This window comes from Enterobacter sp. FB, from assembly GCF_000805795.1.
GTDB classification, from domain to species: Bacteria; Pseudomonadota; Gammaproteobacteria; order Enterobacterales; family Enterobacteriaceae; genus Enterobacter; species Enterobacter roggenkampii.
Genome location: NZ_JSZC01000004.1, coordinates 105,829 through 123,060, shown reverse-complemented (window position 1 = coordinate 123,060; position 17,232 = coordinate 105,829). Strand labels below are relative to the sequence as shown.

Below are 17,232 nucleotides of genomic sequence, written 5' to 3'. Positions count from 1 at the left end.
TCTTGACCGCGTGTGACGAGAGGTTCCCCATGAGTGAAGAAGAACTGTTCTGCCGCAGGCCGATGGGCATGCGGATGGCGATGATCGTGCGCCAGTGGCGTGCCGTCATCGACGACGCCATTCTCGATACCGGGTTAACCCAGTCGAGCTGGACGGTGATGATGCAGCTTCATCAGCTCGGGGATAACGTCTCAATGAGTGAGCTTGCGGAGGTGCAGGGCATTGAACTGCCGCCGCTGATGCGCACCCTCACACAGCTGGAAAATCAGGGTTACCTGCTGCGCACCACATCGCCTTATGACAAGCGCATCCGGCTTCTGACGCTGACGCCTGAGGGAAAAGCCATATTAAAAAGGCTCACTCAGGTGATTGAGACGTATCAGGCGCGGGTATCGCAAAACATCGCGCCGGAACATCTCGACATTTTCAGCGCCACGTTGAATCAAATCGCCTGCAATTTGCGGACAATCCGCGAAGAAGATAACAAGACCGAAAAATAATGACCCCTGAACAAAAGTTTGCCCGCTGGGTAAGGGTGAGTATTGCCTCTTTCCTGCTGATGTTTGTCTACTTTATCGTCGCGGATATCTGGATCCCGCTGACGCCGGACTCCACCGTGATGCGCGTGGTGACGCCGGTGTCTCCGCGCGTCTCCGGCTACGTGGCGGCGGTACATGTCCATAACAACAGCCAGGTGAAGAAAGGCGATCTGCTGTTTGAACTCGACGACACGCCGTTTCGCAATAAGGTGGAAGCGGCGCAAATCGCGCTCGAGCAGGCTCGCCTGTCTAACGAACAGCTGGATGCGCAGATCGCTGCCGCGCAGGCCAGCCTGAAAACCGCCGTGCTGACCGCGCGTAACGACAAAGTGACCTTTGATCGCTACCAGAAGCTGAGCACCCTGCAGAACGTCTCGCAGGCGGATCTGGATAAGGTTCGCACCACCTGGCAGAGCAGCGAGCAGTCCGTCAGCACGATTCAGGCCAACATCCGCAACCTGCGCATCCAGCGTGGTGAGCGCGAAGAACACCGCAACGTGACGCTGCAAAAATACCGCAACGCGCTGGATGAAGCAGAGCTGAACCTCGGCTGGACGAAGGTCTACGCCCAGGCGGACGGCACGGTCAGTAACCTGCAGCTGAGCCCGGGCTTCTACGCTTCCTCCGGTTCGGCCGCGCTGGCGCTGGTAAACAACCAGACCGATATCGTGGCCGATTTCCGTGAGAAGAGTCTGCGCCATACCCATCAGGGCACCGATGCGGCCGTGGTGTTTGACGCCTTCCCGGGACACGTTTTCCGCGCCCACGTCACCAGCAGCGACGCGGGGATCCTGGCAGGTCAGGAGGCCGTTAATGGCCAGCTCTCCGAGCCGGAAACCTCTAACCGCTGGGTACGCGATGCCCAGCGCATGCGCATTCACGTCTCGCTGGACGAGCCGCTGCCGAAGCATCTGCCGACCGGCGCCCGCGCGACCGTGCAGCTCTACAACAGCGAAGGGCCGTTTGCGCGCTTCTTCTCCGGGATGCAGATCCATCTGGTGAGCCTGCTTCACTATGTCTATTAGCACCCTGGCGCGGGTCTTTACCCCGCACGGCAACATCGTCTATACGGCAAACGACTTTCGCCAGACCCTGCGCATCGTCTTTGCCGGGATGATTGCGCTGAGCATCTCGAGCTTCTACAACACCCGCTACGGCGTGTTTTTCGTGGTCTATCCGATCATGCTGCTGTCGCTGGTGCCGGTGTTTAACCGCCACGTGGCGAAGCAGTTTATCTTCAGCGCATCGCTTAACTGCGTCGAAATGGTAATTATCATCGGCTATCTGTCGCAATGGCCGGCGATCATGACGCTGGTGGTCTTCGCCCTCTACGTGATGCGTTTTCGCTTTATGAGTAAAGGGCCGCTGTTTTTGTTCGGGTCCATGGGCGTGGTGTGCCAGAGCGTGATGCTCAACTTTATGAGCTACCCCACCACCAACTGGCATACGCTTTTGTTCTCGAACATCGAAGCCAGCGTGATGGCGGTGTGCCTGAGCGCGCTGATGAACTATCTCCTGCCGGACGTGGAGCCCCGCAAGCCGCCGCCGCTGATCGAGAAAGACGACGCCCGCGTGCGCCACGAGTCGCTGCTCTCCGGCACCGTCGCGACGCTGATATTCGTCGTGTTTCAGATTAGCGACTTAAGCGATTCGCTTTCGGCGCTGATGGCAGGGATTCTGATCCTGTTCCCGATGCACTATCGCGGCGCGGTGATGAGCTCCATCTGGCGCGTGGTCGGCGTGGTGCTGGGCTGCCTCTATATTCTGGTGGTGCAGCTGATCCTCTACGATCACAGCAGCCATATGCTGTTGATGATGCCGCTGATCGGCCTTGGGCTGGCGTTTGGCGCGCGGCTGCACGTAATGGAGAAGGTCGGGGCGGGCGTGGGGTTCTCCAGCATCACCACCATCGGCATTATGTTCGGGCAGAACATGCACCCGGACACCGACCTGGTGTTCAGCGATCTCTATCGCATCACCTCCGTCACCTTTTCGCTGGTGGCGACGCTGACGATGGTCTTTCTGGTGCACCTGATCCTCAACCGCTTCGAGGCGACGCGCTACGTCATCGCGCCGCCCAAAGTAGATTAATGTCCCAGCACGGCAGGCAGCTGCGAGAGTAAAAACAGGATTAGGCCAATCGTCCCGCCCACCAGCGTACCGTTGACGCGGATGAACTGCAGATCTTTACCAATGTTCAGTTCAATCTGGCGGGACATGTCTTTGGCGTCCCAGCTTTTCACCGTGTCGCTGATGTGGCGCGTCAGGAACGCCGCAAAATCCGGCGCCACGCGATGCGCGGCCTGCTCAAGATGCTCGTTCAGCGATGCCCGCAGGCTGGCGTCGTTTGTCAGCGTTTCGCCAAACCACAGCCCGGCGTTGGCGATGCGTTGCTTCACGCGCGAGTCCTCGCTCTGCATATCCGCCTTCAGCCACTGGCGCAGGTCGGCCCACATCTCCCCCAGATAGCGGTTAAACGCCTCGTCGTTTTTCAGGTAGTGCTTAATGTTGTCGGCTTTTGCCGCCATCTCCGGATCGTTTTTCAGGTTGTCGATAAGCTTCAGCGTGGCGCGGTCAAACGCCTGGCGGATCTGGTGCGTGCGGTCGTGGCTGATATCGTCCAGCAGCGTGTTGACCGCGTTCGATACCATCTCCGCGCTTTGATCGCCCAGCCACTCGGTGGGTAGCACCATCGCCTTGCGGGGATGCTCGGTCTTCAGCCAGTGGACAATCTGGTCGGCAATAAAGTCCCGCGTGCTTTCCCGCTGAATCAGGGTAATCAGGCGGTTGATGATGGCGTCCAGCAGCACCTGGTGTCGGTTGTTTTTGGTCATGCTCTCCAGCATCACGGCGCTGGTTTCGGTGAAGTCGACCTTGTCGATGGCCTTATGCACCGCGCGTTTGAGCAGGCGCTGAATGCGCCCGTCGTCGGTGAGTTCGAGAAAACCGCTCATCACCTGCATCAGATGCAGCCCGACGCGCTGGGCGTTGTCGGGCTTGCTGAACCATGCGCCAATCATCTGTGCGGGCTCATAGCGGCGGATCAACGCCACCAGCGACTGGGTATCCAGAAACTTCTCCTGCACGAACTGGCCGAGATTGTCGCCGATCCGGTCTTTATTGCGCGGGATGATCGCCGTATGGCGGGAGATAAAGGGAATCGGCACCCGGCGGAAAAGCGCGACCACCGCAAACCAGTCCGCCAGCGCGCCAACCATTGCCGCCTCGGCAATGGCCTTGACGCCGCGCACCCAAAAGGTCTGCGGCAGGAACAGGGTGGTGATAAAGGCCGCGGCGGCAATCAGCAGCAGCGACAGCGCCAGCAGCTTGGCGCGTTTGAGTTCAGCTATTTTTTCCATGGGTTAAGGATAGAGGGAAGCGGGGGGAAAGTGCAAAGCAGGGAGCGTTATGTCATTCCCGCTTCTGGAACCTGTCTTCCGGAATTAAACACCTTTTTACATATTTGGTTAAATCCTAGCGTAATTTGTATATGCTTTTTTGTATATACAATCAGGGAAGGGTACACTATGCCAACGGAGTATGAGTGGGATAGCAATAAGGCGAAAAGTAACCTGCAAAAACATGGCATACGCTTTGAGGATGCGGTTATGGTTTTCGACGATCCTTATCATTTGTCTGTTCAGGATCGCTATGAAAACGGGGAATTTCGCTGGCAAACCATCGGCCTTGTGCAAGGCCTTCTTGTTATTTTGGTCGCACATACGGTACGTTTTGAAAGCGGAGGAGAAATCATCCGTATCATTAGCGCACGAAAGGCGGACCGCAAAGAGAGGAGCCGTTATGAGCATCGTTAAACATAAACGCGGTAGTGCGCCTGAGGTAAGCGCTCGTCGTGTGGCTGAGCTCAAAGCATTAGCTGAAAAACCAGATGCGGAGATTGATTACAGCGATATTCCTGCCACGGACGATGAACAGTGGTCAGGGGCGGTGCGAGGGAAGTTTTATCGACCACTCAAAACTCAGGCATCTGTACGCATTGACGCCGATGTGATGGAGTGGCTTAAACGGCCTGGGAAAGGTTATCAGACGCGGCTCAATGCCATTTTGCGTGAAGCAATGCTGCGCGATCAAAACAAAAAATAAATAGCGGGCAGCGTTTGGCTGCCCGCTATCTCAGCGTATATTTTCCAGCAGCCGCCACATCACCCACCCGCCAAACCCCATCAGCACCACCCCGCCGTGCGCTCTATCAGCCACAGCGCACGGCTGAGCTTCTGCTGGACCGCGGGCAAACCCATCAGCGTCACCAGCGCCAGATCCCACGCCAGCACCACCGTCACCATCCAGACGCCGCAGGTTGCCTGCTGAAGCAGCGTCACGTCCGGCCCCAGCAATGCCGTCATCAGCGCCAGATAGAACAGCGCGTTCTTCGGATTAAGCAGCGCCGAGCCGAGCCCCAGCAGGATCTGCTTGCGCAGCGAGGGGCAGCGCTGATGGGTTTCATGCAGCCTCATCGCCTGCGGTTGGCTGCGCACCAGATGCGAGCCGATCCACAGCAGATACAGCGCCCCGCAAAGCTCTATCAGCGTAAACAGCCATGCAAACTGGCGCAGCGCACTCCAGCCGATAATCACCAGTAAGATATACAGCCCGTTACCCGCGGCGATGCCGACGCACAATCCGGCGCTGCCGCGCAGTCGGTAGCGCGCCGCGTAGCCCACCAGCAGGAAGAAGTCCGGCCCCGGGCTTAACAGGGCGACAAAATGCGCCAGCGCCAGGGCGAGAAAAGCGGAAGGGAAGAACAGTTCCATAGCAACCTCGGTTAACAATCTGAGGTCAGGCTACGGTAATGCCAACGTTATTTATTGTCAGATATTGATCGGCCCGTCGCGTACTGGCGCGGCGTGGCGGCGGTATAGCTGACGAAGGTCTTATGAAAATGGCTCTGGTCGGCAAACCCGCTCTGGTAGCCAACGTCGGCGATGTCGTCCCCGGCACGTAGCCGCGCTTTGGCGAACTCCACGCGGGAGATGTTGAGGAAGCTGCCCGGCGTCAGGCCGGTATCCTGCCGGAAGGTGCGGATCAGCGTCTCCTTGCGCAGCGAGAATCGTTGGGCAAGTTCGTCAAGCGAAGGCGGTGCGGCCAGGTCGGCAAGAAACGCCTGCCGCACGTGCTGGCTGGTTGAGCGAAGCGCGTCTGCGTTTTCCACGCGGCGGGGCAGGGCTGAAAGCAGCGTGTCCACGGATACAGGCGACATCGCCTCAACAATATCCAGGTAGCGCTTAAACAGCGCAGGGTCGCGAATCACCTGTAACGCCTGAGGAATATCGGTGTCGATATAGAGCATATGGTAGCTGCGCGGTTGCCCGGCGACGGGGTTGCAGCTGTGCGGCGCAGAGGCCGGGATCACAATGAGGTCACCGGGGTTAAGGATGTATTCTTTGTCATGACAAATGCAGCAGGTCTGGCCTTCCATAATCGCGCCGATAGAGAGCTGAGGGTGACTGTGGCGTTTGTACGGCTGCGTGCTCTGCCACGTGCTGCGCAGCTCAAGGCCTGAGGCGCGGTAAAAAGTCTGCCGGATGTGTCGGGTATCGGTCATATGAACTCCTTCTGGACGTTTTTTATACCACGTCAGCGAAACGTCTTGCAGCGCTTCATTAAGAACCTTCCGGATATACCCAACTTTACGTCCACAGCCAGTCATGTTGACTACCCTTAATACCCTAAGCGGTAAAACAAGGAGATTCGACATGGCTTATCAGACAGTAAATCCTGCCACTAACCAGCTCATCAAAGAATACCCCTCGCATACCGACGCGGATATCGACGCGGCGCTGAAAGCGGCCGATGCGCTTTACCATTCGGACTGGGCGAAAGGCGACATCAGCCAGCGCCTGCCGGTGCTACATAAGCTTGCCGATCTGATCGACGAGCGCACCGAGGAGCTGGCGAAAATTGCCAGTCAGGAGATGGGTAAGCTCATCGAACAGAGCCGTGGCGAAGTGAAGCTGTGCGCGCAGATCGCCCGCTACTACGCCGACACCGCGAAGCAGTTCCTGGCCCCGGTGAAGTATCAATCCGAACTCGGGGAAGCGTGGGTGGAACATCACCCCATCGGCGTGCTGATGGCCGTTGAGCCGTGGAACTTCCCGTATTACCAGCTGATGCGCGTTCTGGCGCCAAACCTGGCGGCAGGCAACCCGGTGATCGCCAAGCATGCCAGCATCGTGCCGCACTGCGCCGAGACCTTTGCCCACCTGGTGCGCGAGGCGGGGGCGCCGGAAGGGGCGTGGACCAACCTGTTTATCTCGTCCGAGCAGGTGGCGAACATCATTGCCGACGATCGCGTGCAGGGTGCCGCATTAACCGGCTCCGAAAAAGCGGGTAGCGTGGTGGCCGCGCAGGCGGCGAAGCACATCAAGAAATCCACCCTTGAACTGGGCGGTAACGACGTGTTCGTGGTGCTGGACGATGCGGACCTGGACAAAGCCGTCAGGATTGGCGTGAATGCGCGGCTCAACAACGCCGGGCAGGTCTGTACCGCGGCGAAGCGCTTTATCCTGCATGAAAAGATTGCCGACACCTTCCTGAGCAAATTCACCGAGGCATTTAAGCAGGTGAAGATTGGCGATCCGCTCGACGAAAGCACCACGCTGGGGCCGCTGTCGTCGAAAGATGCTCTGGAAACGCTGACCAAACAGGTCAACGAGGCGGTGAAAAACGGCGCGACGCTGCACTATGGCGGCAAGCCGGTGCAGCGTGAGGGGAGCTTCTTCGAACCGACGATCCTGACGAACATCTCGCGCGACAACCCGGCGTACTTTGAAGAGTTCTTCGGCCCGGTGGCGCAGATGTACGTAGTAAAAAACGACGACGAGGCGGTCGCGCTGGCGAACGACTCCCACTACGGCCTGGGTGGGGCGGTATTCAGCCAGAATATCGAGCGCGCGAAAAAAATGGCGTCGCGGATTGAGACCGGGATGGTGTATATCAACTGGCTCACCGATACCGCGCCAGAGCTGCCGTTCGGCGGCGTGAAGCGCTCCGGTTACGGACGCGAGCTGTCGGATCTGGGGATCAAAGAGTTTGTGAACCAGAAGCTGGTGGTGGTGCGTCAGTAAGAGGCCATAAAAAAAACCTGCCAGCCGGCAGGTTTTTTATGGGGTTATTGCACTTCGATCTTGTCCCAGCCGCTTTTGAACATGCAGCTGTCAACCAGCGTATCCCGGCGATATTCATTCGCGTCTTCAACCGTGTAGCTCGTGGAAATATCCTTTTTCTTTTTCGATTTGTCCGTTTTTTCCGAGCTCGAACCGGTCACCACGTTATCCGGGGGAAGATCGATCAGCGCCTGCGCTTCGCATTCCGTGAGCTTTTTATTCATTTCCGCATCGCTGACGCCCGGTTTCACCCATTTGTACTGGACGCAGCCGGTGAGCATCAGCGTGAGGCTCAGAACGCAAAGCGCGGTCATGCGGTGTTTCATCAGAAGGTGACTCCACCGCCTACATATGCGCCGTCAATCAGCGTGTGGCCAGGGCGGCCGTCCTTGCCATCAACGCTCACGTGGCGGTAACCCACTTTCAGGGTCACAGGCGTAATTGGCGTCCAGCTTACGCCGCCGTTGGCTTCCACGTAGTTTTTCACGCTGTTGTTCAGCCCTTCTGGCGCCACGTAGCCTTCACCGTACACGTGGATGCTGTCGGTCAGGGCAACGTTCACACCGCCGCCGATCGGGAACGCCACGCCGTTATCGCCTTTCTTCGGGCCGATGTAAATGGCTTTGGCACCCGCATTCAGCATTACCGGGCCCACTTCCAGGTTGTAGCCTGCGCCCACGCCGCCGGTCTGGGTACCGTCATCGGTGTTTTTAAGCCAGTTGCTTTCGGCATACAGGCCGGATGAGGATTTCCCCATCTCGAGGTTGAGGTTGGTAAAGTTTTTACCCTGCTCAATGCTGCCGCCCATTGCCAGAGCGGAACCCGAGAGGGCGGTCAGAGCAGAAAGAAGAAGGATATTCAGTTTTTTCATGTTTTATGCCTCGTCATTAAATTCATCTGGGGGCACCTTAACAAGCGATGTTTATGACTGCAAATGTGATGAAGGTCGCTGTTTTATGCTGATATTGTTAACTTTTTTATTTGAAATGTTGCATTGATGTTTGATTGTCGAGGTGTCAACGCGTGATGTTTGGACGTTTAGGCACCGTTTAATTTTTTGACTAAACATAAACTGAACGAGGAAGGGATAGTGATTAGAGGTGAATTAATTGGGTTTCTAATAATTTCCAGAAGTATTTCAGATGTCACATAATACAACACAACCTTACATTTCAGGGCAATGAATATACGTTCACCCGCGCACGCCGGTTGCCTTTCTATGTCATTTTTCTGACACGTTTATTCTTTACGTTGTTGGCTTCACTCACTGGACACTAACAATATGAAAAGAAAAATTATTCCTGTGCTTATCGGTTGTGCGCTCTCTTTCTCTGGCCTGGCTGCGCAGCCTACCGCTGAGCGCTATATCGTCAGCTTCCCTGACGGCTCCCATGTGAAATACAGCGGCGCGTTTGCCGATGCGTTCCCGAACGGGCTTCCGGTGGGGATTGGCTCTGGCCTGCTGTTTACGGGCAAGCAGGGCGATGCCCTGACGTTTGCGACCGTGACCGATCGCGGTCCCAACGCCGATGCGCCAAAAATGGGTAAAAACGAAGCCAAAATCTTTGTTACGCCGGATTTCGCGCCGCTCCTGATGACCATCCGCGTCCAGAACGGCAAAGCGGAGGCGGTTGATGCCCGCCCGCTGCATGACGATAAAGGCGAGATTAACGGTCTCCCGCTGCAAAGCGGCGTGATTGGCTCCACCAATGAAGTGGCGTTCAGCGACACCCTCAAGGTCCTGAAAGGTGATAACCGCGGACTGGATACGGAAGGCATCACGCCGGACGGCAAAGGCGGCTACTGGCTGTGCGACGAGTACGGCCCGTTCCTGATTAACGTCGACAGCAAAGGGAAAATCCTCGCGATCCACGGGCCGCAGGCCGCGGAAGGGGAAAAATCTATCGCGGGCGGTCTGCCAAACATCATCAAATGGCGCCAGCCCAACCGGGGCTTTGAAGGCCTGACCCGGATGCCGGACGGGCGGATTATCGCCGCGGTGCAAAGCACGCTGGACATCGACGGGAAGAGCAAAAAGCAGGCGCTGTTCACCCGTCTGGTGAGCTTCGACCCGGCGACCGGCAAAACCGCGATGTACGGTTACCCTATCGACAGCGCGGCCTACGACAAAAACAGCGATGCCAAAATCGGCGACATCGTAGCGCTCGATAATCAGCACATCCTGCTGATTGAGCAGGGAAGCGATAAAAACGACGGGATGCGCAACCTGATTTACAAGGTGGATCTCAGCAAGGCGAGCGACCTGACCGCCTTTGACAAGCCGGGCGAATATCCGGAGTTTGATGATGAGAAAACCCTGGCGCAGCGCGGCATTACCCTTGCGGCAAAAACGCAGGTGGTCGATCTTCGCGCGCTGGGCTGGCAGCAGGAGAAGGCTGAAGGACTGGCGCTGATCGACAGCAAAACGCTTGCGGTGGCGAACGATAACGATTTTGGCGTGAAGGTCGCGATGCAAAACCCGGTCGAGGGCAAGAAGCTTAAGGATTACCGGGTGAACGCGGAAGGCAAGCTGACGCTGGATGATAAACCGGTGGAAACCACGCTCAGCGTGAAGCCGCTGAAGAAGCCGGAGTCCGACAGCGAGCTGTGGATTGTGACGCTGCCGGAGGTGATGAAATAAGTTTACCGCTCACCCCTCTCCCCACAGGGGAGAGGGGGATTGTTCGGAGCGCATAGTTAAGCGGGGAGGCTATCTCTTCAGCCCGGCAAACGCTGCCCGAATCTCCTCCTCCGGCAGCTGGATACCAATAAACACCATCACGCTGTGCGGCGCTTCATCGCCCCACGGTCGGTCCCAGTCGGCGCTGTACAGGCGCTGTACGCCCTGGAACAGCAGGCGGTTCGGCTCGCCGTCAATCCACAGCATGCCTTTGTAGCGCAGCAGCCTGTCGGCAAACGACAGCAGCAGGTTCTCCATCACGCGGGAGACCTCGCTGATGTCCACCGGGTAATCCAGCTCCACCACAATCGACGCCACGTCGTTTTGCTTGTCGGACATAAAGTGGAAGCGCGGTTTTGTGGTGACGTTCTCTTCCAGCATAAAGCCGCTGGTGTTGAACAGCTGAGACAGGTCGATATCGCCGTGCGTCACCGTGTAAATCGGCGCGCGGGAGTTGATGCGCGTCAGGCGCTCGCGAAGTTTTTCGCTTTCGCCCGCCACGTCGGTTTTGGTCAGCAGGATGCGGTCGGCGTAGCCCACCTGAGACTGGGCGATGGTGAACTGGTTCATCTGATCGTCGGCGTGGACCGCATCAACCAGGGCAATCACGCCGTCCAGCAGGTAGCGCTGGCAAAGGATCTCGTGGGAGAAAAAGGTCTGAATAATCGGGCCGGGGTCGGCCATGCCGGTGCACTCAATCACCAGACGGTCAAAGTCGATGTCGCCGCGATCGCGGCTGTCGAGCAGGTCCAGCAGGGCGTCTTCTAATTCATTAGAGCGGGTGCAGCAGATACAGCCGTTGGTCAGGGTTTTGATCTGCGTGGCGCGATCGCCAATCAGCTGGTCGTCTACGGAGACTTCGCCAAATTCGTTTTCGATGACGGCGATTTTGAAGCCGTGCTGCTCGTTCAGGATGTGGCGCAGCAGGGTGGTTTTACCGGCGCCGAGGAAACCGGTCAGCAGGGTAACGGCAATCGGGGTCATGGTCTCTCCTTTAGCAGCAGCGGACGCCGCCTTCTCCACTTCCGCCGTAGCGCGCTTCCTGACGCTCGCGGAAGAATTCGGTGTAGGTCATGTACGGCTTATCCGGATGGTTGGTCTTCATGTGCTCAACGTAGTTGTCATAGTCCGGAATGCCAATCAGCATTTTCGCCGCCTGACCGAGGTATTTTTTTGCTTCGCCTAAGTTACCAAACATAACGTGTCCTGATAAGAAAAAGCCCGGTGGCGCGCAGCGATCCGGGCCTACAGTACCGTTGTAGGGCGGGTCAGCGCAGCGCCGCCCGCCATTGTTTTAGTGGTGTGAAGAGGTCTTCACGCCGCCTTCCGGTACCGGCACGTACGGGGTTTCTTTATCCGTGCGGCCATCGATGTTGCGCACTTTCATCCAGGTTTTGATGCCGTAGAAGATGATGCTGTACACCACCACCAGGAACAGAATGCTCAGACCCGCGTTGGTGTAGTTGTTCACCACGATATGGTTCATGTTGGCAATCTGCTGCGCGGTTAAATCCGCGCCGCCTGCAGCAATCTTCTCTTTGTACTGGTTAGCCATGAAGAAGAAGCCTTCCAGCTGCGGGTTGGTGCTGAACAGCTTCAGACCCAGCGCCCAGGTGGTGCAGAGCAGCAGCCACAGCGCAGGCACCACGGTAACCCAGATGTATTTGGTACGTTTCATCTTCACGAGGACCACGGTACCCAGCACCAGGGCCACGGCCGCCAGCATCTGGTTAGAGATACCGAACAGCGGCCACAGGCTCTTCACGCCGCCGAGTGGGTCAACCACGCCCTGATACAGCAGGTAACCCCACAGGCCTACGCAGCCCGCGGTCCCGAGTACGCCCGCCACCAGAGAGTCGGTTTTCTTCAGGAACGGCACGAAGTTACCCAGCAGATCCTGCAGCATGAAGCGGCCCGCACGGGTACCGGCATCCAGCGCGGTGAGGATGAACAGCGCTTCGAACAGAATACCGAAGTGGTACCAGAAGCCCATGTCCGCCCACGGCAGCACTTTGTGGAACACGTGTGCGATACCTACCGCCAGCGTCGGTGCACCACCTGCGCGGTTCAGCACGGACGGTTCGCCGATGTCTTTCGCGGTCTGCATGATCTGCTCAGGCGAGATCACAAAGCCCCAGGAGCTGACGGTCGCCGCCGCGTGTGCGCTGGCCTCTTTCAGCTGCGCCATGATCAGTGCGGTATTTTCGCCGCCCATCTCATGCAGGTTAGGCATGGTGATGCCCAGACCCGCTGGTGGCGTGTTCATCGCGAAGTACAGGCCAGGCTCGATAATCGACGCCGCAACCAGCGCCATGATCGCCACGAAGGACTCCATGAGCATTGCGCCGTAACCGATGAAGCGCGCGTCGGTTTCATTGGCCATCAGCTTCGGCGTGGTGCCGGAGGAGATCAGCGCGTGGAAGCCAGACACGGCACCGCAGGCGATAGTGATAAACAGGAACGGGAACAGGGCGCCTTTCCACAGCGGACCGGTACCGTCAATGTACTGGGTTACCGCCGGCATTTTCAGCTCAGGGTTGATGATCACAATCCCGATGGCCAGCCCGACGATCACGCCGATTTTCAGGAAGGTCGCCAGGTAGTCGCGCGGAGCCAGAATCAGCCACACCGGCAGCAGGGCAGAAACGAATGCGTAACCGATCAGCGCGAAGGTGATGGTGGTGTCTTTAAAGGTCAGCGCCGGGCCCCAGTACGGGTCGTGCGCAATCACGCCGCCGAAGTAGATGGAGGCGACCAGCAGCACGATACCGATCACCGAGACCTCGCCCACGCGGCCAGGGCGCAGGAAGCGCATGTAGATGCCCATGAACAGCGCAATCGGTACGGTAGAGCAGACGGTGAAGACGCCCCACGGACTTTCGGCCAGCGCTTTCACCACGATCAGCGCCAGCACCGCGAGGATGATGATCATGATCAGGAAGCAGCCAAAGAGGGCGATGGTGCCCGGCACGCGGCCCATCTCTTCTTTGATCATCTCACCCAGCGACGAACCGTTACGGCGCGAGGAGATAAACAGCACCATAAAGTCCTGCACTGCACCCGCCAGCACCACGCCCGCCAGCAGCCAGAGCGTACCCGGCAGGTAGCCCATCTGCGCGGCCAGTACCGGGCCGACCAGCGGGCCAGCGCCTGCGATGGCGGCAAAGTGGTGACCAAACAGCACGTAGCGGTTGGTAGGCACGTAGTTCAGGCCGTCATTGTTAATGACCGCCGGGGTGGCACGCGTCGGGTCGAGCTTCATGACCTTCTGCGCGATGTATAAGCTGTAGTAGCGATAAGCCACAAGGTAGACGGAAACCGACGCGACCACGATCCACAGGGCGCTGACGTGTTCGCCCCGGCGTAATGCGACAACCGCCAGACAGAAAGCACCGAGGATCCCGAGTAAGGCCCAGGGCACGTGCTTCAGTAGTTTTTTAGTATCCATAGTAAGACCTGGTTTTTTATGTAAAGAAAAAAGGGTCAGGGTTCGTTGTGAGGAGGTATTGATTAATGCTGGAGCGATCGTGCCAGATCCCCGCGCGCGTAAAGGACGGTAAATGAATGAGTGGTTGAAAGTGCCGGGTGAGCGGTCAAAGGCGGCGACGAGCGGTTTCGGTGCGCCGCCAGAGGGCGAAATTATGTGATTGAGATCACTTGATTATTCGGGTTGCGCTCCACGGCCAGATAGCTCTCCAGCGTCCTGATGAGTTTCTCCTTCAGCCAGCTCGGTTCCAGGATCTGAATATGGGGGAGCCAGTAGAACAGCAGCGGCAGGATCTGGTTCTCGTGGGCCGCCTGGCAGCGCAGCGTGACGCCGTCCTGCTGCTCCTCCAGCAGCTCCTGTTCCGGCAGAAGATCCCGGCGCAGGAAGTAATGTGAAATATTATCTTTGATGAATATTTTCACCGCGAAAGTATCTTCGGACACCCAGGGGTCGAGGCTTTTCTCCAGCAGCTCAAGAACATTTTCTTCGGGAGTGAAGGTCGTTTTCTGAATATCAAACCAGCTAATCTGGCTCAATGAGAAGGATTTCAGCCGGCTATTTTCGGTGGCTTGTAAATACCATATATTTTTTTTGTTAATGAGTTTATAGGGATTAATCAGGCGGGTTTTGCCCTTATAAACGATCTGGCAAACATTATGGTTTTTAATCGATTTCTCGACTTTCGTTAAATGACGGCGAATATCGCGTTCTACCGTATGTTCCGCTTCATTGCCAAGAATAAGAATATGGTTTTCGTCTACGCGCGTTTCAAGCTTTTGCCAGAATTCCATATTTCTTTCAGGGAAAAAGCTGTCGGCATTCAGAAAGTTAGCCAGAGTGTGATGTAATCCTTGCCCACCCGGCGATTGTGCGGAATGAATCAGCCGATATAGACCGTTACCGGTATGTTCAACAATGGGCGAGAGGGCATTTAAATCCCGGTAGACAGTGCGTTCGGTAATTTTAAATTTCTCCATTAGCGCACCGCGGTTTACCACACCGTTTAAATGTAGCTCAAGGAGAATATCGACCAGACGTTCAGCCGAGCGGCTCCGCGTCGTTTTAGCCATAAGGTCATCCTGTATATATAGGTATGCGCTGAATGATGCGGGTGCACTGACAGGCGGCGTCAGTATTCAGGCACAGAAAATTTCTCTTATGGGTATATAACGGCGTGATTTAGCGGAAACCTTAGGAGTTTTTGCAGAAAGCGGCGCTGGCCGGAAAAAAGGCCAGCGCGAGGGGGGATCACACGGCGACTTCCGTCTCCAGCATGACCGGGTGGAAGCGGCGCCTGAAGTAGATCAGGCCGTGGCCCGCGTCACTCAGAATGATGTTTTTAATTTCAACCAGATAAACCAGATGCGTGCCGATGGTTTGCACCTGGCTTATTTCGCCTTCAAGGCTGGCCAGCGCGCCCTTCAGCACCGGCTGCGCCAGCGGGCCTTTCTGCCAGCAGGAGAGGGCAAAACGATCCTCCATCGTCATACCGGTCATCCCGGCGAAATGGCGCGCCATGATCTCCTGCTCGTGGTTCAGCACGTTAACGCACAGCCTGCCGTTGCCCTGGAATACCGGGTTCATGGCGCTGTTGGCGTTAATGCACACCATGACCGACGGCGGGGTGTCCGTGACCGAGCAGACGGCGGTGGCGGTGATGCCGCAGCGGCCCGCCTCGCCCTCGGTGGTGACCACGTTAACCGCCGCCGACAGGCTACTCATTGCGTCGCGAAAACGCAGGCGTTGTTCATCTGAATGCATTGCAACCTCCCGCTGCGCTATTTCAGCAGCTTGTCCAGCATGTTGATATCGCTGTTGTTGTGCAGGTGTGGCACCGTCCAGCCGTGTTGGTCGTATTCGGACATGCAGCGGTCGACCATCGCCATCATCTTGTCCATATTGCCGGAGCTCTGCGCCTGGCGCAGACACTGCAGGCGAATTTCATCCTGACTGCCGGAGTAGTTAATTTCGTACAGCTCGTGACGGCCGCCAAACTCGCTGCCGATGGCGTCCCACATCAGCTTCAAAATCTTGATGCGTTCGACGTGGTCCATGCCGTTGGAGCCGCGCACGTATTTCGCCAGATACTGGTCGATCTGCGGGTTGTTCAGGTCCCGCGCGCTGGACGGCAGGTAGATCAGCCCGGAGGTGACGTTACGCTCGATGATGTTCTTGATCTTGGCGTAGGCCATCGGGGCCATCACGCGGTAGGTCTGCAGCGCGGCGTGATCCGGCAGATACGCACCGTTGACCCACGGGGTGGCTTCGGAACACATGGAGTCGCTCAGCGCCCAGAACATATTGCGCCAGGCCACCACTTCGCCGAGATCCGCCTGCACGCCGCGGAACTCCAGGGTGCCGGTGCACTCCAGGGATTTCTTCAGCAGGGCGGTGATGAAGTCGAGCTTCACCGCCAGGCGCACGCAGGCCTGCAGCGGGTACATGCGGGCGAAACCGCCTTCCATCGTCCAGCGGCGGCAGCGGTCGAAATCGCGGTAGATCAGCACGTTTTCCCACGGGATCAGCACGTGATCCATTACCAGAATGGCGTCGTTCTCGTCAAAGCGGCTGGAGAGCGGATAGTCGTACGGGGATCCGGTTGCGCCTGCCACCATCTCGTAGGAGGCGCGGGAGATCAGCTTCACGCCCTCCGCGTCCATCGGCGCGACGAACATCAGCGCGAAGTCCGGGTTTTCGCCCATCACCTGCGCGGAACCGAAGCCGATCATGTTGTAGTGGGTCAGGGCGGAGTTGGTTGCCACCACTTTCGCGCCGCTGACGATAATCCCGGCGTCGGTCTCTTTCTCCAGCTTGATGTAGACGTCTTTCACCTCGTCCGCCGGCTTGTGGCGGTCGATCGGCGGGTTGACGATGGCGTGGTTGAAGTACAGGCCGGTTTCCTGAATGCGGGTGTACCAGTTCCGGGCGTTCTGCTCGAACTGGCCGTAGAAGGCCGGGTTGGCGCCCAGCGCGCAGCCGAACGCGGCTTTGTAGTCCGGCGTGCGGCCCATCCAGCCGTAGCTCAGGCGCGACCACTCGGCGATGGCGTCGCGCTGCTGGCGCAGGTCGTCGGCGCTTTTCGCCACGCGGAAGAACTTATGGGTATAGCCGCCGCTGCCGGTGTCGGTGCCCCAGCACAGCGTGTCCTGCATGTCCGGCTTGTGCAGCGCGTCGTACATCTGCGCGATGGAGGCCGCCGCATTGCGAAACGCCGGATGGGTGGTGACGTCTTTGACGCGCTCGCCGTAGATGTAAATCTCACGCCCGTCCTGCAGGCTTTTTAAATACTCTTCACCGGTTAACGGGCGTTTGGCATCAGCGCGGAACTCTTCAGGCTTCATAGGGACCTCGTATCGGAATTGTGTTGTTAAATTTATGTTTTGTTTTTGTTGTTTAATTGAA

17 protein-coding genes and 1 pseudogene are annotated in these 17,232 nt (G+C 57.5%); 7 read left to right on the top strand and 11 right to left on the bottom strand.

Annotated elements, in window-relative coordinates:
* Window positions 1–29 precede the first annotated feature (29 nt).
* The 3 genes from PI91_RS01450 to PI91_RS01440 are packed head-to-tail and all read left to right on the top strand — an operon-like array spanning window position 30 to window position 2,630.
* Window positions 30–500 carry a MarR family winged helix-turn-helix transcriptional regulator gene (locus tag PI91_RS01450; RefSeq protein WP_023345377.1) on the top strand — a complete coding sequence of 157 codons (471 nt, stop codon included), beginning with the start codon at window positions 30–32 and terminating at the stop codon, window positions 498–500.
* On the top strand, window positions 497–1,564 hold the full coding sequence (locus tag PI91_RS01445) for an HlyD family secretion protein (protein ID WP_085930304.1): 1,068 nt from the start codon (window positions 497–499) through the stop codon (window positions 1,562–1,564). The genes PI91_RS01450 and PI91_RS01445 overlap by 4 nt, the downstream gene beginning before the upstream one ends.
* Window positions 1,554–2,630, top strand: coding sequence for a DUF2955 domain-containing protein (locus tag PI91_RS01440; RefSeq protein ID WP_023293361.1), 1,077 nt, complete (start codon window positions 1,554–1,556; stop codon window positions 2,628–2,630). Before PI91_RS01445 ends, PI91_RS01440 begins: the two co-directional genes overlap by 11 nt.
* On the opposite strand, the gene PI91_RS01435 is transcribed toward PI91_RS01440, so the two are convergent.
* A complete protein-coding gene (locus PI91_RS01435) occupies window positions 2,627–3,898 on the bottom strand; it encodes a DUF445 domain-containing protein (RefSeq protein WP_039265299.1) in 1,272 nt (423 codons plus the stop codon). The two genes, PI91_RS01440 and PI91_RS01435, sit on opposite strands and share 4 nt — an antisense overlap.
* 168 nt (window positions 3,899–4,066) lie before the next feature.
* Here PI91_RS01435 and PI91_RS24365 point away from each other — a divergent pair, with 168 nt between their 5' ends.
* Complete coding sequence (locus tag PI91_RS24365) at window positions 4,067–4,354, top strand: BrnT family toxin (protein ID WP_025912099.1); 288 nt, start codon at window positions 4,067–4,069, stop codon at window positions 4,352–4,354.
* Window positions 4,341–4,643, top strand: coding sequence for a BrnA antitoxin family protein (locus tag PI91_RS01425; RefSeq protein ID WP_023293359.1), 303 nt, complete (start codon window positions 4,341–4,343; stop codon window positions 4,641–4,643). Before PI91_RS24365 ends, PI91_RS01425 begins: the two co-directional genes overlap by 14 nt.
* Window positions 4,644–4,673: 30 nt before the next feature.
* Here PI91_RS01425 and PI91_RS01420 read toward each other — a convergent pair.
* Together PI91_RS01420 and PI91_RS01415 are read right to left on the bottom strand one after the other, a co-directional pair.
* Window positions 4,674–5,311, bottom strand: a pseudogene (locus PI91_RS01420) (LysE family translocator).
* A 47-nt stretch (window positions 5,312–5,358) separates the two neighbouring features.
* Window positions 5,359–6,102: an AraC family transcriptional regulator gene (locus PI91_RS01415; protein WP_039265296.1), complete on the bottom strand. Its 744-nt coding sequence runs from the start codon at window positions 6,100–6,102 to the stop codon at window positions 5,359–5,361.
* A 151-nt stretch (window positions 6,103–6,253) separates the two neighbouring features.
* Between PI91_RS01415 and PI91_RS01410 the strand changes: the two genes are divergently transcribed.
* Window positions 6,254–7,624, top strand: a complete 1,371-nt coding sequence (locus PI91_RS01410; RefSeq protein WP_039265295.1) for an NAD-dependent succinate-semialdehyde dehydrogenase — start codon at window positions 6,254–6,256, stop codon at window positions 7,622–7,624.
* A gap of 44 nt (window positions 7,625–7,668) precedes the next feature.
* Here the strand turns inward: PI91_RS01410 and PI91_RS01405 are convergent, their stop codons facing one another.
* Window positions 7,669–7,989, bottom strand: coding sequence for a hypothetical protein (locus PI91_RS01405; RefSeq protein WP_008501314.1), 321 nt, complete (start codon window positions 7,987–7,989; stop codon window positions 7,669–7,671).
* A complete protein-coding gene (locus PI91_RS01400; RefSeq protein WP_008501313.1) occupies window positions 7,989–8,534 on the bottom strand; it encodes a YfaZ family outer membrane protein in 546 nt (181 codons plus the stop codon). The genes PI91_RS01405 and PI91_RS01400 overlap by 1 nt, the downstream gene beginning before the upstream one ends.
* Window positions 8,535–8,945: 411 nt before the next feature.
* On the opposite strand from PI91_RS01400, the gene PI91_RS01395 reads away from it, so the two are divergent.
* Window positions 8,946–10,304, top strand: a complete 1,359-nt coding sequence (locus tag PI91_RS01395) for an esterase-like activity of phytase family protein (protein ID WP_039265294.1) — start codon at window positions 8,946–8,948, stop codon at window positions 10,302–10,304.
* A gap of 69 nt (window positions 10,305–10,373) precedes the next feature.
* Here the strand turns inward: PI91_RS01395 and yjiA are convergent, their stop codons facing one another.
* The 6 genes from yjiA to hpaB all read right to left on the bottom strand — a co-directional run bounded on the left by yjiA (window position 10,374) and on the right by hpaB (window position 17,171).
* Complete coding sequence (yjiA, locus tag PI91_RS01390; RefSeq protein WP_039265293.1) at window positions 10,374–11,327, bottom strand: GTPase; 954 nt, start codon at window positions 11,325–11,327, stop codon at window positions 10,374–10,376.
* Window positions 11,328–11,337: 10 nt separating this feature from the next.
* Window positions 11,338–11,541: a YbdD/YjiX family protein gene (locus tag PI91_RS01385; protein ID WP_003856610.1), complete on the bottom strand. Its 204-nt coding sequence runs from the start codon at window positions 11,539–11,541 to the stop codon at window positions 11,338–11,340.
* A 96-nt stretch (window positions 11,542–11,637) separates the two neighbouring features.
* Complete coding sequence (locus PI91_RS01380) at window positions 11,638–13,791, bottom strand: carbon starvation CstA family protein (protein ID WP_008501310.1); 2,154 nt, start codon at window positions 13,789–13,791, stop codon at window positions 11,638–11,640.
* Window positions 13,792–13,982: 191 nt separating this feature from the next.
* A complete protein-coding gene (locus PI91_RS01375; RefSeq protein WP_039265292.1) occupies window positions 13,983–14,900 on the bottom strand; it encodes a YafY family protein in 918 nt (305 codons plus the stop codon).
* A 178-nt stretch (window positions 14,901–15,078) separates the two neighbouring features.
* Window positions 15,079–15,591 (bottom strand): 4-hydroxyphenylacetate 3-monooxygenase reductase subunit, encoded by a 513-nt coding sequence (locus tag PI91_RS01370; RefSeq protein ID WP_021240611.1) that lies wholly within the window; start codon window positions 15,589–15,591, stop codon window positions 15,079–15,081.
* 17 nt (window positions 15,592–15,608) lie between these two features.
* On the bottom strand, window positions 15,609–17,171 hold the full coding sequence (gene hpaB / locus PI91_RS01365) for a 4-hydroxyphenylacetate 3-monooxygenase, oxygenase component (RefSeq protein ID WP_008501307.1): 1,563 nt from the start codon (window positions 17,169–17,171) through the stop codon (window positions 15,609–15,611).
* Window positions 17,172–17,232 lie beyond the last annotated feature (61 nt).

Coding starts and splice junctions, on each gene's coding strand:
- PI91_RS01450 (WP_023345377.1), top strand. CDS start 30: ATGAGTGAAGAAGAACTGTTCTGCCGCAGGCCGATGGGCATGCGGATG.
- PI91_RS01440 (WP_023293361.1), top strand. CDS start 1,554: ATGTCTATTAGCACCCTGGCGCGGGTCTTTACCCCGCACGGCAACATC.
- PI91_RS01435 (WP_039265299.1), bottom strand. CDS start 3,898: ATGGAAAAAATAGCTGAACTCAAACGCGCCAAGCTGCTGGCGCTGTCG.
- PI91_RS24365 (WP_025912099.1), top strand. CDS start 4,067: ATGCCAACGGAGTATGAGTGGGATAGCAATAAGGCGAAAAGTAACCTG.
- PI91_RS01425 (WP_023293359.1), top strand. CDS start 4,341: ATGAGCATCGTTAAACATAAACGCGGTAGTGCGCCTGAGGTAAGCGCT.
- PI91_RS01415 (WP_039265296.1), bottom strand. CDS start 6,102: ATGACCGATACCCGACACATCCGGCAGACTTTTTACCGCGCCTCAGGC.
- PI91_RS01410 (WP_039265295.1), top strand. CDS start 6,254: ATGGCTTATCAGACAGTAAATCCTGCCACTAACCAGCTCATCAAAGAA.
- PI91_RS01405 (WP_008501314.1), bottom strand. CDS start 7,989: ATGAAACACCGCATGACCGCGCTTTGCGTTCTGAGCCTCACGCTGATG.
- PI91_RS01400 (WP_008501313.1), bottom strand. CDS start 8,534: ATGAAAAAACTGAATATCCTTCTTCTTTCTGCTCTGACCGCCCTCTCG.
- PI91_RS01395 (WP_039265294.1), top strand. CDS start 8,946: ATGAAAAGAAAAATTATTCCTGTGCTTATCGGTTGTGCGCTCTCTTTC.
- yjiA (WP_039265293.1), bottom strand. CDS start 11,327: ATGACCCCGATTGCCGTTACCCTGCTGACCGGTTTCCTCGGCGCCGGT.
- PI91_RS01385 (WP_003856610.1), bottom strand. CDS start 11,541: ATGTTTGGTAACTTAGGCGAAGCAAAAAAATACCTCGGTCAGGCGGCG.
- PI91_RS01380 (WP_008501310.1), bottom strand. CDS start 13,791: ATGGATACTAAAAAACTACTGAAGCACGTGCCCTGGGCCTTACTCGGG.
- PI91_RS01375 (WP_039265292.1), bottom strand. CDS start 14,900: ATGGCTAAAACGACGCGGAGCCGCTCGGCTGAACGTCTGGTCGATATT.
- PI91_RS01370 (WP_021240611.1), bottom strand. CDS start 15,591: ATGCATTCAGATGAACAACGCCTGCGTTTTCGCGACGCAATGAGTAGC.
- hpaB (WP_008501307.1), bottom strand. CDS start 17,171: ATGAAGCCTGAAGAGTTCCGCGCTGATGCCAAACGCCCGTTAACCGGT.